General features: G+C 45.8%; 13 protein-coding genes. 4 read left to right on the plus strand and 9 right to left on the minus strand.

The genetic code is table 11. The features are described 5' to 3' along the window. Positions 1-40: 40 nt before the first annotated feature. Positions 41-1,249 (minus strand): MFS transporter, encoded by a 1,209-nt coding sequence (locus tag MHI51_RS07570; protein ID WP_076220450.1) that lies wholly within the window; start codon positions 1,247-1,249, stop codon positions 41-43. A gap of 119 nt (positions 1,250-1,368) precedes the next feature. Further along, a complete protein-coding gene (locus MHI51_RS07575) occupies positions 1,369-2,544 on the minus strand; it encodes a serine hydrolase domain-containing protein (protein WP_405173736.1) in 1,176 nt (391 codons plus the stop codon). 172 nt (positions 2,545-2,716) lie between these two features. Between MHI51_RS07575 and MHI51_RS07580 the strand changes: the two genes are divergently transcribed. Next, positions 2,717-3,175, plus strand: a complete 459-nt coding sequence (locus MHI51_RS07580; RefSeq protein ID WP_076185318.1) for an Lrp/AsnC family transcriptional regulator — start codon at positions 2,717-2,719, stop codon at positions 3,173-3,175. A 138-nt stretch (positions 3,176-3,313) separates the two neighbouring features. Here MHI51_RS07580 and MHI51_RS07585 read toward each other — a convergent pair whose 3' ends face one another. The 6 genes from MHI51_RS07585 to MHI51_RS07610 form a co-directional block, all read right to left on the minus strand. Then, on the minus strand, positions 3,314-4,240 hold the full coding sequence (locus tag MHI51_RS07585; RefSeq protein ID WP_405173737.1) for a sensor histidine kinase: 927 nt from the start codon (positions 4,238-4,240) through the stop codon (positions 3,314-3,316). A 20-nt stretch (positions 4,241-4,260) separates the two neighbouring features. Beyond that, positions 4,261-5,022 (minus strand): ABC transporter permease, encoded by a 762-nt coding sequence (locus MHI51_RS07590; protein ID WP_076141190.1) that lies wholly within the window; start codon positions 5,020-5,022, stop codon positions 4,261-4,263. After that, on the minus strand, positions 5,015-5,938 hold the full coding sequence (locus tag MHI51_RS07595; protein WP_036675740.1) for an ABC transporter ATP-binding protein: 924 nt from the start codon (positions 5,936-5,938) through the stop codon (positions 5,015-5,017). Before MHI51_RS07595 ends, MHI51_RS07590 begins: the two co-directional genes overlap by 8 nt. Positions 5,939-6,020: 82 nt before the next feature. Continuing rightward, the gene (locus MHI51_RS07600) at positions 6,021-6,713 is read right to left on the minus strand and encodes a response regulator transcription factor (RefSeq protein WP_342410555.1); all 693 of its coding nucleotides are present in this window, start codon (positions 6,711-6,713) and stop codon (positions 6,021-6,023) included. 209 nt (positions 6,714-6,922) lie between these two features. Beyond that, positions 6,923-9,481 carry an FAD-dependent oxidoreductase gene (locus MHI51_RS07605; protein ID WP_342410556.1) on the minus strand — a complete coding sequence of 853 codons (2,559 nt, stop codon included), beginning with the start codon at positions 9,479-9,481 and terminating at the stop codon, positions 6,923-6,925. A gap of 6 nt (positions 9,482-9,487) precedes the next feature. Beyond that, positions 9,488-9,772, minus strand: a complete 285-nt coding sequence (locus MHI51_RS07610; RefSeq protein ID WP_405173738.1) for an ArsR/SmtB family transcription factor — start codon at positions 9,770-9,772, stop codon at positions 9,488-9,490. A gap of 101 nt (positions 9,773-9,873) precedes the next feature. Here MHI51_RS07610 and MHI51_RS07615 point away from each other — a divergent pair, with 101 nt between their 5' ends. The 3 genes from MHI51_RS07615 to MHI51_RS07625 all read left to right on the plus strand — a co-directional run bounded on the left by MHI51_RS07615 (position 9,874) and on the right by MHI51_RS07625 (position 12,398). Next, the gene (locus MHI51_RS07615) at positions 9,874-10,194 is read left to right on the plus strand and encodes a rhodanese-like domain-containing protein (RefSeq protein WP_076185313.1); all 321 of its coding nucleotides are present in this window, start codon (positions 9,874-9,876) and stop codon (positions 10,192-10,194) included. A gap of 4 nt (positions 10,195-10,198) precedes the next feature. Continuing rightward, the gene (locus MHI51_RS07620; protein ID WP_405173739.1) at positions 10,199-10,618 is read left to right on the plus strand and encodes a rhodanese-like domain-containing protein; all 420 of its coding nucleotides are present in this window, start codon (positions 10,199-10,201) and stop codon (positions 10,616-10,618) included. 1,102 nt (positions 10,619-11,720) lie between these two features. Next, the gene (locus MHI51_RS07625) at positions 11,721-12,398 is read left to right on the plus strand and encodes a winged helix-turn-helix domain-containing protein (protein ID WP_076220878.1); all 678 of its coding nucleotides are present in this window, start codon (positions 11,721-11,723) and stop codon (positions 12,396-12,398) included. Here MHI51_RS07625 and MHI51_RS07630 read toward each other — a convergent pair. Then, a complete protein-coding gene (locus tag MHI51_RS07630) occupies positions 12,386-12,775 on the minus strand; it encodes a DUF1720 domain-containing protein (RefSeq protein WP_076220877.1) in 390 nt (129 codons plus the stop codon). The genes MHI51_RS07625 and MHI51_RS07630 overlap by 13 nt on opposite strands. Positions 12,776-12,859 lie beyond the last annotated feature (84 nt).

Raw genomic sequence — 12,859 nt, forward strand, 5'->3', positions numbered from 1 at the left:
TTGTCTGGATACCGTTACCCATAAACTCGATAGGTGTGCCTCAACGTTTCCTTGAAGGAAATCCGTAATCTTTAGCGCGCCACGCTACTAGCAGCGCAAGAATCAATAGTATAAACATTACCCACGGGAAGGAGCGGACACCAAGTGTTTCAATAAGAATTCCGCCTATCACTCCGCCACCGCCGATAGCTAGGTTCCATGCCGTCACCAGCATCGATTGGGCCACATCTGCACTTTCGCCAGCGGTTTCGGCAACGGCTGTCTGTAGCAAAGTAGCTGCTCCTCCGAACGTCAACCCCCATACACCAACCACTAAATAGATCACTATGGGCTGGCTGCTACTAATGCCTAGTACAATGGATGACAAGGCAAAAGCAGCTAGGCTGATCAGAACCAATGGACGCAGTTTGCGGTCGATCAAAATACCGATGACCCAGATGCCAACAAGCGCTGTAATGCCGAAAACAAGCAATACCAAGTCAACCCGCTGGGTTAGCCCGGCCTGAGTAAGATAGGGGGCAATATAGGTATACAAGATGTTGTGTGCTAGTACCCATACCAGAACGACAAACAATACCGGCCGTACCCCCGGAATAACAAAAACCTTGTAGAGAGGGAGCCGTTTATCAGGGGCTTCTCCTGGATAGTCCGGTAGCTTCCAAAATACCCAAGCGATCAGCATGAGAGCTAATAGCGACATGAACCCGAAGATAGAGCGCCAGCCTACAAGGGTGCCAAGAAGGGTTCCAGCAGGGACACCGAGTGCCAGAGCGAGAGGTGTGCCAACCATCGCTACCGCCATTGCTCGTCCCTTGAGTGACTCCGGCACCATGCGCCGGGCGTAACTTGCTATCATGCCCCATAAGACTCCAGCGGATACGCCGGCGAAGAACCGAGCTGTTAGCGTAAGTATATAATTGGAAGAAAAAGTGGTGACGGTGTTGAATATGAGAAAACCAAGGATGCACATTAGTAGCAGTGGTCGCCGCCGCCATCCACGCGTCACGGTAGTTAAGGGAATCGCGGCCAACAGGGAACCAAGAGCATACAAAGTGACAAGTTGACCGGCAAGGGCCTCGGAGACACCAAGCCCCTCACCTATTTGGAGCAACAAGCCTGCCGGAATCGTTTCGGTAAGAATACAGATAAACCCCGTCATAGCTAAGGCAAGTAATCCAGCCCATGGCAGACGTTCAGAAGAGGGAGTGCTGGAGGCACTTTGTGTGGCAGAAGATGTGTTTTGGCTCATAGAGAAGCCCCTCTCTTATATAATTTTAGCAAACTCAATGATATAGACGACGAATAGGGTCTACTGGACAGAGAGCCTAGGCTGGTTCATTCCGGACCCAGGCTTCTTGTGTTCATGCTCTATTTATTACGTCTATCATAAATGGCATCACAAAGGTCTACAGTAAACTGACCCGACATGCCTTCCAATGCGGTATTAGTGAAAGCGACGACACTGAGGCGTTGCTTGGGATCTACGAACCACGAATGACCATAAGTACCCCCCATGCGCCAAGTACCCGGAGATTCTGGAGTGTCTGCGGCGACAGGATCCTTTAGTACCGTAATGCCTAGGCCAAAACCTCGTCCTGGCCAGAAGGCCATTGGCAGATCACCGATCTGGTTGGTCGTCATATCGTGAACCAGTGACTCCGGTAGCAGCGGCGCTCCGCCCATACGTAATGTTTCCAGCAGTTGCAAAAAATCTCCGGCGCTGCCGACCATGCCAGCTCCTCCAGAAGGATAGGCAGTAGTGTCAAGTGCTCGGCTAGGGGCAAGCAGGAACCCAGCCGTTCCCTCCACAAAGGCAATACTGTCAGGATCAAGTAAGGGCCGTGGCTCTGGAGTATCATTGGCATAGGAAGTGGCCAGCCGTTCTCGATCGACTGCAATAAAACCCGTGTCGCTCATGCCAAGCGGCTTGGTCACGAGTGAATGTACAGCCTCACTGAGCGGTGTTTCTGTGACCTTTGCAATTACTGCTCCCAGCACATCTGTCGCGATGGAATATTTCCACTCGGTACCTGGCGGATAAAGGAGGGGGACAGAGGCAAGACGGCGCAGGTTCTCTTCCAACGTGATGCCGGACTGATCCATACCATCTGATACCCCTGCTGACTGATAGGAACCCTTCTCTTCTTGGAAAAATCGGTAAGACAGGCCTGCGGTGTGCGTCATCAAATGACGAATCGTTAAGGAAGCGAACTCGCCATTCTGCAAACGCGGCTGAAACTCTGGAAGCCAACGATCAACGCGGTCGTCCAGTTGTAGACGACCTTGCGCAACTAATACTAGGGCTGCCGTTGAAACGATAGGTTTAGTAACTGAAGCGAGCCGGAATAAGGCATCTTCTCGCATGAGTCGGCCTAGCTCGCGGTCGGCAAAACCGGCAGCACGGCTATAAACCAGTTCCCCATCTATCGCCACTTTAATGACAGCACCGACCAAGCGCTTGTCAGCGTGGGTTCGATCGATTACTCTATCGATGCGATCTGATAAACATTCTGTAATTATTTTATTTGAATCCAATATACTCAACGGTCTTCATCCCTTCGGAATAGTTAAAGTCAAGAACACTTTACTATTGTAGGGTTATTATATATAACAAGTTATCTTGATTACATAAGGCAACTAAGCTAAATTAGCTTTATAACGGTTAATTACAATCTAGTTAATATAGAAAACCTTAAATTTAAAGGAGGCGATTTTGATGGACCATGTTGATAAGCAAATTCTTTTCCATCTTCAAAATCAAGCAAGAATTTCTATGACAGAGCTGGGCAAATGTGTCGGTTTATCGCAACCTGCGGTTACGGAGAGAGTTAGGCGTATGGAGGAAAAAGGCATCATCAGCGAATATCGCACCATAATTTCTCCTGAAAAGATTGGGAAACAAGCAGCTGCCTACATGTTATTTCATTCTAGGGATTGTAATGCATTCCTTGATTTCTGCCGCTCAAGTCCTGATGTCGTCGAATGTTACCGTATAAGTGGGGAACACAACTACTTATTGAAGGTAGTAACCGACTCTACACGAGCCCTCGAGGAGTTCGGAAATCAATGTGACAAATACGGTACTTACACGATTCTGATCGTGATGTCATCACCAATCGATCATAAATTTCTTATACCCTCGCTTGAAGAAGCAAGCCTAAACTTGCTGAGTTAGATTTTAAACATAATCCGTTAGCCTGTCGTAACAAAAAAAAGACTCTTCTATATAAATAGAGGAGTCTTTTTGGTTTGGATACTGTCCTTCCATAAACGGGTTAGAACAATGGTTAGTCTAGACCAACTATAAAATGAATTAAGTAGCCAAGCTAATGCCAGCATCGCCTAGTTTCCAACGGCAGGTCATTATCAGCTTCTCACCCTCCAGTTCGGCTGTCAGCGTGCCATCCATTTTATTCATTAGACTTTTGGCGATGGAGAGACCCAGCCCGGAAGCTTGAGAAGATCGGGTACGGTCTGCGGTATAGAATCGGTCAAATAAGAGGTTAATATCGCTTCCGACTAGTTCCTTCGCATCGTTTACTATTGTTAAGTCAGCTGTTTCCTGCTGTCGTTCGAAATGGATTTCTACATACCCGGTCGCATGTTTGACCGTATTGACAAGTAAATTTTCGACAACTCTCCGCACAGCGGATTCATCGGCGTATACGGATACATTTTCCTCAGGTAGCCGTATATCCGGTGTAATATTGCGTTCGTTGAAAGAATCGTAAAATCCGACCAGTATTTCCGAGAGCAGGGCCGTCATCCCAAGCTTTTCCGTATGTAGAGGATAATCTAGCGATTCGATCAAGGAAAGCTCAAAAAAATCATTCAGCAGCGCCTGCAGCCGTTTCGTCCGATTTTTAACGATGGCAACATATTCAAGCTTTTCATCAGGGGTAATAGACTCATCCTCCAACAGTTGAATATAACCGAAGATGGAGGTGAGGGGTGTACGGATATCATGTGAAATATTCGCTACAGCCTGACGGAATTCTTGTTCGACACGTTTTCGCTGGGCGTCCGCTTCGACGATTAAATCAGATTGACGATTGATTTGTCCTGCAAGCGCCTCAAGCTTCTGGTCGAATAGAGCCACATCAATTTTTTTACCGGTTGCTCGCTCATTGTAGGTATGCAATTGCCCTGTTATCCGCCCTAGCTCTCGCCTTAACATCAACAAACGAAAAAGCAGGAGAGCTCCTGCCACAAACAATATGATTGTCAGAATAAGCAACACTCTCCTGCACCCCCCATTTGCTATTTGATCTCTTTTCGGTGGAATACGAGAATACCGAGTACCCCGGAAACGGCTATTGTCAACAACGGCACGAGTAGAAGTGCTGGCCAATCTCCACTGTCGATACTGGGCTTACCGATATCGCTCACCCGTTTGAAGATGGAATAATCATACAAATTACTAAAGAAAGAGATCTTCGAACCTATACTGGCCAAAACCGTATCGATCATAAGGAAGAAAATCATTGAGAAGCCGATAGTTTTGCCGCTGTCGGTTAGGATTACGGTGAACAGCGCCCCGATGGCTGCATAACCAGCCGTGTACAATAACGTTAGCCCGAGGGCTCGCGGTATAAAAAGTGTAGTGCTTCCTTCCGGCAGATGACCGAAGCCCGAAAGCAGTGTGACTTCGACTGTGCTGACAATAGGAAAGACGAGCGAAATCGCCATGGCTCCAACTGCGAATACGATTAGTTTTGCTGCGAACAGCCGCCCTCTGGTGTTGCCCGAAGATGCGATTGTCTTCATGACCCCTGTGGAATATTCGTTAGAGATAAAGAATCCAGCCAGAATGGCTACGCCGAATTTAATAATGTAGGCATTGCTTGAAATAAAGGTAGTCAGAAATTCAGCGCCGGTGATCTGAGGTTCCCCATTGGAGCGATGATCAAAATAATATAGCAATGGGTAAGCAAGCGAGAGGACGGAAAGAGCCAATAGAAAAGTCCAAAATGATCTATTCTTACGGAGCTTGAAAAATTCAACTCTGATCAGATTATACATTTGGATTCCCCCCAATCCGCTTCGTAAAATAACTTTCCAAGTCTTCACCCATAGGCATAAACTTCTCGATCTCGAGGCCCGCCGAGAATAACGCTGTTGATACTTTGCCTGGCTGCTCAATACGGCTATACAACTTGATGGTTCCATCCTGCATCACTTCGAAATCGGCCGTACCCAGCTCGTTCTGAATGACGGCTGTTGCCTTGCCCGGATCATCCACTTTGATAAATAAATACTGCTGACATTTCTCGTTTAATTCCTCCGCAGTGAGTTGTTCAAGCAACTGACCGCGATGAATAATGCCATAATGACTTGCCATTAAATGCAGCTCACTTAGAATATGACTTGAGATCATTATCGTAATGCCTAGCTCACGGTTTAGTCGCTTGAGCAGTTCGCGCATTTCGACGACACCCATCGGATCTAACCCATTAGTTGGCTCGTCCAGAATCAGAAATTCTGGATCTCCCAGTAAGGCGATGGCAAGACCTAACCGCTGCTTCATTCCAAGTGAGAAATTTTTGGCTTTCTTCTTTCCGGCGCCCTGCAGTCCAACTTGCTCTAGCATTCTAGGAACACAATCTTTGCCGGGAATACCACGTAGAATCCGGTTTGCTTCTAAATTTTCACTCGCAGTCATATGGGGGAATAAAGCGGGACTCTCGATAATCGAGCCGATTCGCTTACGAGCCTGGATCAGGGCTTGCTCTTCACTGGCTCCGAACAGCTCGATCGTCCCCTGAGTCGGAAAAGCAAGTCCGGTCACAATCCGGATTAATGTTGATTTTCCGGCTCCATTTTGTCCAATAAAACCATAAATAGAGCCTTTACGGATTGACAAATTGACTTTGTCCAGCGCTGTATGGCCCTTGAACTTTTTGGATAGCTGATTTGTTTTTAATACATACTCGTACATCTCGTCTTGGCCTCCTTTTCGTGATAGACCAAGTATAGAATTGAAAACATAAGAAGAGCTAAAGCCAAATCTTAAGAATGTCTTAAGGCTTGAGCCGATAACCTATGCCCCATACCGTCTCGATAAATTCGCTTCCTGGTGCGGCCTTGGTTAGCTTGCTGCGCAAATTGCTCATATGGACATTGACCGTATTATCGTCCCCGTAATATGGCTCGTGCCAGACTCTTTCATACAAATTCGCTTTCGTAAACACCTTTTTGGGGGCTGACAAAAGTAACGAGAGAATTTCAAACTCTAGAGCTGTGAGCGTCAGTTCCACACCATTTGCCGTAATCGACATCGCCTCTCGATGAAGCACAAGACCCTGATGCTGGAGCACGTTAGGCAAAGCCGATTGCGCAATCCGCGAATACAAACGCAGATGAGAATCGATCCGTGCAGAGACTTCCTCAACGTCGAAGGGTTTCGTAATGAAATCATCCGCCCCCGCCCGCAGGGCAGACACCTTGGTCTGGGGCTCACCCTTGGCAGAAATGATAATTACCGACATATCATCCCGCCCGGCAATCTTCTCAAGTAGTTCCTCACCCGACATGCCTGGCAGCATCAGATCCAGTAGCAGCATGCTCCATTGACGTTGCTCCAGATAGAGAAGTGCCTCCGTTCCCGAGTAAGCAGGTTGGGGAATATAGCCGCTTTTCTTGATAATGTTGCACAGCAATCGGTTGATGTCGCTGTCGTCCTCAGCAACAAGAATATGTATCGGGTTATTCATTTAATCTCCTTTTTTTACCTGAAATAGGTCGTTGTTCGGATGAATGCCTATTAAATAGGATAGCAGGTTTTAGATTCTGTATCCAGATTCAGCCAATTTGCATTTTGGTTATTCAAATATCTATGTCACCTATTCTCGTGAGACCATTTTTATATAGCAAAGAGACTCTTCTATTTAAATAGAGGAGTCTCTTTGCGGTGTTAAGGTATTTAGATAAATAGATTATGACCCGACTGATCGGCTTGGCCGAGGTAGTATCCAACGCCGCCGATTCCGACACCGTCAATCAGTTCTTCACGAGTGATGCCCATAAGATCCATGGACATTTGGCAGGCGACGATTTCCACACCTTGGTCGATAGCCATCTGAATCAATTCCTCCAAGGAAGAGATATTTTTGCTCTTCATTAGAGAGCGGATCATCTTCGAGCCCATGCCCATCATGTTCATATTTGAAAGCGTCAGCTTCCGGCTGCCGCGTGGCATCATGGCACCGAACATTTTACCGATAAAGTTTTTGTTAACAGGCACCTTCTCATCCTTGCGGATAATATTGAGGCCCCAGAAGGTAAAGAACATTGTGACTTTTTTGCCGCTGGATGCTGCTCCGTTGGCAATGATGAAGGAAGCGATCGCTTTATCCAAATCCCCGCTAAAAACAACCATTGTGCTTGCGTTGCTAGTTTGAATTACTTGTGCGCCTGTTCCGGTTGGTGTTGATGCTGAAGTCTCGATAACTCCTTTGCGCAGATAAGCTTCGATCATACCAGTAGGCAGCTTTGTTAGCTGCAAAAGCGTATTGTTGGACATACGAGCCCAAGCCTTGATATCCTCATAAAATCCGGGATCGGAAGCAGTGACCTTCAGGACTTGCCCGTCCAAGAGCGGGTCCATGCTCATTTTAACTTGGATCAGCGGCCCTGGGCAGCACAGTCCGCAGGCATCAAGCACGGAATCAGGTGTTGTGAAAGCTGTAGCGTTAACGGTTGGTGTAACTGTGCCAGTCCTAGTCCCAGTTCCAGTTCCAGTTCCAGTTCCAGGCTCTGTCATTGCTCCCGTTGCTGCGATTTCTTTACTGGCTGCTGGTGTACCAACGTTTGGCGTCAAGTTATCTTTTTTTTTAGGCGTAAATTGGCTAATCTGATAGGTTTTATAACCGCCGGTCAGATTCTTCACACGGTAACCTTTTTGCTGTAAAATCCGGGAAGCGGTGTAGCCTCTGAGTCCAACTTGGCAATACACCCAAATTTCTTTACTAGAGTCAAGCTCGCTTAGCCGACCACGCAGATCATCCACAGGGATGTTAATGGACCCTTCAATATGACCATTAGCATGTTCGATTTCCGAACGTACGTCAACTAAAATGGTATTGTTTTTGTCACGACCTTCTAAATCCTTAGGGACGAATACCGTAGTCAAACCATGCAAAATATTTTCAGCGGCAAAACCAGCCATATTCACCGGATCTTTAGCGGAAGAATAAGGAGGGGCATAAGATAGCTCCAACTCCGTCAAATCAGTGACTGTACCTCTAAAACGAATAACTGTAGCGATATCGTCGATACGTTTGTCTACACCACTGTAACCTACAGCTTGTGCTCCTAGCACCGTACCTTTTGGATCAAAAATCAGCTTCATAGATATCGGGGTTGCCCCCGGATAATAGGTTGCGTGTGAGCTTGGATGTATATAAATCACGTGATACGGCAGACCCAAACGTTGTAATGTTTTTTCATTATTACCTGTAGAAGCACCTGTGACTCCAAAAACCTTTATAATAGAAGTCCCTTGTGATCCTTTGTAAGTTGTGCCGAGACCACTGACGTTGTCCGCAGCAATCCGCCCTTGCTTATTGGCAGGACCAGCTAGTGGAATGGCGGTTTTTGTTCCGTTTACGAAATCAACCACCTCAACCGCGTCACCTACAGCGTACACTTGATCCAGATTGGTCTCCATCCGCTCATTGACTAAAATATGGCCGCGGGGACCGAATTCTAAGCCACTGTCCTTCAGAAAAGAGGTATCCGGAGAAACGCCGATAGCCAACAGAACCATATCACTTTGCAGTACAGTGCCACTTGCTAATTGCACCTGTATTTGTTCTCCCACCTCAGCAAACCCTTGGACCATATCGGAAAAAATAAGATTAACACCATGCTCGTCGAGTTCTTTTGCCAAAATAGAAGACATTTCAGTATCGAATGGAGCTAATATTTGTGGTCCTGCTTCAATTAAGGAAACTTCCAGACCAGCTTCTCTAAGGTTCTCAGCCATTTCCACACCGATAAATCCACCACCGATCACCACGGCTGAACGTGTGCCTTCCGCAGCGACTTTAGCTTTGACTTTGTCAGTGTCGGGAATGTTACGCAACATGTGTATTTTGGAACTCTCGATACCGGGCAGATTCGGACGAATCGGTTTAGCACCTGGCGATAAAATAAGCGCATCATAGCGCTCTTCATAGGAGCCTTTTTCTATGCTTTCTACTCGCACTTTTTTGTTCACGGGGTCGATAGACACGACTTCACTTTGAATCCGAACATCGATGTTAAAACGTTTGTGCATCGCCTCCGGTGTCTGCACCAGCAGCTTGGAGCGGTCCTGAATGGACCCACCGATATAATAAGGAAGTCCGCAATTGGCAAAAGAAATGTACGGATCACGCTCAAACATTACAATATGCGCATCTTCATCTAATCTCCGAAGTCGGGCGGCTGCTGACGCGCCTCCTGCAACACCGCCAACAATTAATACTTTTTTACTCATGATGACTTATTCCTCCCCTAAAAATAATAGAATCAGATGTTTGATTTTTTCGTCTTTAACAGAATAGTTAATCTCCAGCCCATTACGTTCGGTTTCAACGATGCCTAGTGATCTAAGCTTCTGTAAATGCTGGGACACCGTAGATTGTGGAAGATCGAGACAGTCCTGCATGAAGCTCACGTTGCAGCTGCCCTTTTCCAGAAGTCCCTTGATGATGCACAAGCGCACGGGATGAGCTATAGCCTTTAAGGTTTCGGCGGTTTGGTTATAGGCTTTGAAATTTTTGTCCATGGTAACGAACACCTCGCTTTACAATATCCTTATATCGTAATATTATGATATAAGGATATGAAAATCAAGTTATTTTTATAAAGGTGAAGGAGAGATGCTCGATGTCTTTTAAAATTTCAAAGGAAATTACCCCACAGCAAGTGGCGGAACGCTTGAAGAATGGCGAGACTCTTACCATGTTGGATATACGCGAACCCGCCGAATGGGTGGAGGGACATGTAATGGGTGCTAAACATATTCCGCTTGGACAGCTATTGATGCGCACAGATGAACTGGATTCTCATGGCGAGATAATTGTGATGTGCTTAAGTGGTGGCCGTAGTGGACTGGCTTGTGAGCTGCTGAGTGAAAAGGGGTATAACGTTGTGAACATGACGGGTGGATTAGGCGCTTGGACGGATGATTTTTTGGTACGGGAGTAATGATATGAGCATGATGGTTCGGATCCTACTGAGTATTTTAATTGTCTTTAGTATTGTGAGGTTTTTGCGTTATGCTTGGCCTGTTCGTTCACTTACTTATATAGAAGTTCGTGAGGTTCGCGAATTAGCGGATCAATCATTGGCTATGAAAATGCTCGATGTCAGGGATGCCGTTGATTACCAGAAGGACAGTATCCGTGGTTCGATAAATATTTCGCTGGGGCGGTTACCCTATGTCTGGCAGCACTGTCTATCTCCGGGCGATTCGGTCTTAATTCTTGCAGGAAATTACTACAAAAGAAATAAAGCCGCGCGAATTCTTTATAAGCAGGGATTTCGTAAGCTATATGCGGTAAATGGTGATTTGTTAGGGAACGAAAGAATGCTCTCCGACATTTCTGTGAAAGGTTGTTGTGAAGGATAATGGATTTAGGGTCATTGATTTCTCGTCTCGCATTGAAGCTAGCGTGTCGAAGTCAGGGTGTCGATGGAATGATCTCTTTTGATGCCTATGGGCTAGGGGCTCGGCCTGCACATTTGCTAGGTGAGGGAAGGCAGTGAAGAGGGAGCAATATGTCACTCTAGTTGAGCCGCTATATTAATGTTGCTAAGTCGTGATGTTGTGGCTAGGTCGCTAAATTAATGTTGCTAAGTCGCGATGATGTAGCTAGGCTGCTAAGTCAATGTAACTAAGTCGCAATGTTATAGCTAGGCGGCTAAGTCAATGTAACTAAGTCGCAATCCAGTCAGCCTTATCTCGAACTCAGTTTTAATTGCATTTTGTGCAGTTAAACTTAAGTAGTTTTAGGAAAAGTAACAGTTAACTGCACTTTGTACATCTAAATTTGATCATTTACGCCTAACTACCTAATGTTTCCTTTTTTAGTTGTAGAAAGTACAACTAAATGGACTTTTAGGGGGATAAGAGTTAAATAGTTGCATGAAATACAATTAAATAGAAAAATCACAGGTCGATAGCCAGTGAATAGTGGAGAATGGGAGACGGTTTTGGGCAATTTCAAAAAGGTAGGTCGAATAATATTATTCTAGCGGAACTTAGTCAAACCGAGATTACTTTAACTGAACCTACTATACAAAACCTACTATATTGAGCTGAATCTAGTCATCTAACTCAAATGTAGTTTACTTAACCGTGATTGCTCTTGCTGAGTTAATTCTAACTGAACTGTAGTGATCTAACTGTAGCTGAACTTACTGTAGTGATCTAACTGTAGCTGAACTTACTGTAGTGATCGAATTCTAGCTGAACTAATTTTAGTGATCTGACTCTAAATGAGCTAACTGTAATGAGCTAACTGTAACTGAACTTACTTTAATGCGACTCACTTTAACCAATGTGATTTTTTAATAGGTAAGCATGTTTAGCTTGAGTGCTAACGTTGAATGTAGAGTGTCATTGACAGCATAAGAAGGCGAATACTATACTTTTGAGTAATAGGACGAAGCACGTCCCGCATCCATAATTGGGTGCGGGATTTTTTTATGCCAAGGAGGAGGAGAACGTTATGGGGTTTACGGAAGAACATCGTAAGTGGGTGGAAGATCATATTAGTCGAAGAACGGGAGAAAGACGGGGGAGATTGGAGCGGGGACATGGGCATGGTGAGCGGATGTTTGTGGAGAAGGTTTGGTGGCCAATGATGGGTCATTTTAATGATCTTCATCCTGAATATGAAGTGTTGGATTGGCGGGGATGGCCTTATTTTGTTGATTTTGCGTGGAAGCCTGGGCAGGTTAAGTTTGCTTTTGAGGTAAAAGGTTACGGTCCACATGTGCAAAACACAGATCGGACGCGGTATCGGCAGGAATTGAATCGAGAGACTTATCTACAAATTGCGGGTTATCGGGTAGTTGCGATACCCTATGATGATCTGGAAGCGAGTCCTGAGAATACTATTTTTTTGTTGAGATCATTACTGATGCCGTACCTCGCTTTAAGGACAGAAGAGAAGGAGGCGTTTAGCCGACTGGAGCGTGATATTTTGCAAATTGCGGTGCGTTCGAACGGGGACATTCGGCCTGTTGATTTGGTGAGGGAGCTTGGCATTGATCTGCGTACAGTTAGGAAATGTATGAGGTCACTTTGTGAGAAAGGTAAGTTTAAGCCGATAGTTTCCCAGGTGAGTGGGAGGGTTTGTCGCTATGAATATGTACATTCACTTAACGATATTCAGCTGTGGTGAATAAACGGTATAAATCCCGCAGATTGGAGGCGTGCAGTGAGAAGTGGGCAAATGAACGGTAGAAATCCCGTAGATTGGAGGCGTGCAGTGAGAAGTGGGCAAATAAACGGTATAAATCCCGCAGATTGGAGGCGTGCAGTGAGAAGTGGGCAAATAAACGGTATAAATCCCGTAGATTGTGGGCGTGGAGCGAGAAGTGGGCAAATAAACGGTATAAATCCCGTAGATTGTGGGCGTGGAGCGAGAAGTGAGCAAATGAACGGTAGAAATCCCGCAGATTGTGGGCGTACAGCGATAATTGAGTAAATGAACGGTATAAATCCCGTAGATTGTGGAGATGGAGCGAATAATGAGCAAACCCATGCTCTCACACTCACATCATCCCCCCAAAATCTCTAATTATGACCTGATTTCTATTTAGATTGTTAAGGTGTTGCGGAGGAGGGGAATCTTTTATGATT

Source organism: Paenibacillus sp. FSL H8-0260, from assembly GCF_045040625.1.
GTDB classification, from domain to species: domain Bacteria; phylum Bacillota; class Bacilli; order Paenibacillales; family Paenibacillaceae; genus Paenibacillus_AQ; species Paenibacillus_AQ odorifer.

Bases quoted from the DNA above. Each gene is read 5' to 3' on its own strand.
- MHI51_RS07620 (WP_405173739.1), top strand. From the start codon at position 10,199: ATGAGCATGATGGTTCGGATCCTACTGAGTATTTTAATTGTCTTTAGT.
- MHI51_RS07625 (WP_076220878.1), top strand. From the start codon at position 11,721: ATGGGGTTTACGGAAGAACATCGTAAGTGGGTGGAAGATCATATTAGT.
- MHI51_RS07570 (WP_076220450.1), bottom strand. From the start codon at position 1,249: ATGAGCCAAAACACATCTTCTGCCACACAAAGTGCCTCCAGCACTCCC.
- MHI51_RS07590 (WP_076141190.1), bottom strand. From the start codon at position 5,022: ATGTATAATCTGATCAGAGTTGAATTTTTCAAGCTCCGTAAGAATAGA.
- MHI51_RS07610 (WP_405173738.1), bottom strand. From the start codon at position 9,772: ATGGACAAAAATTTCAAAGCCTATAACCAAACCGCCGAAACCTTAAAG.
- MHI51_RS07615 (WP_076185313.1), top strand. From the start codon at position 9,874: ATGTCTTTTAAAATTTCAAAGGAAATTACCCCACAGCAAGTGGCGGAA.
- MHI51_RS07595 (WP_036675740.1), bottom strand. From the start codon at position 5,938: ATGTACGAGTATGTATTAAAAACAAATCAGCTATCCAAAAAGTTCAAG.
- MHI51_RS07600 (WP_342410555.1), bottom strand. From the start codon at position 6,713: ATGAATAACCCGATACATATTCTTGTTGCTGAGGACGACAGCGACATC.
- MHI51_RS07580 (WP_076185318.1), top strand. From the start codon at position 2,717: ATGGACCATGTTGATAAGCAAATTCTTTTCCATCTTCAAAATCAAGCA.
- MHI51_RS07605 (WP_342410556.1), bottom strand. From the start codon at position 9,481: ATGAGTAAAAAAGTATTAATTGTTGGCGGTGTTGCAGGAGGCGCGTCA.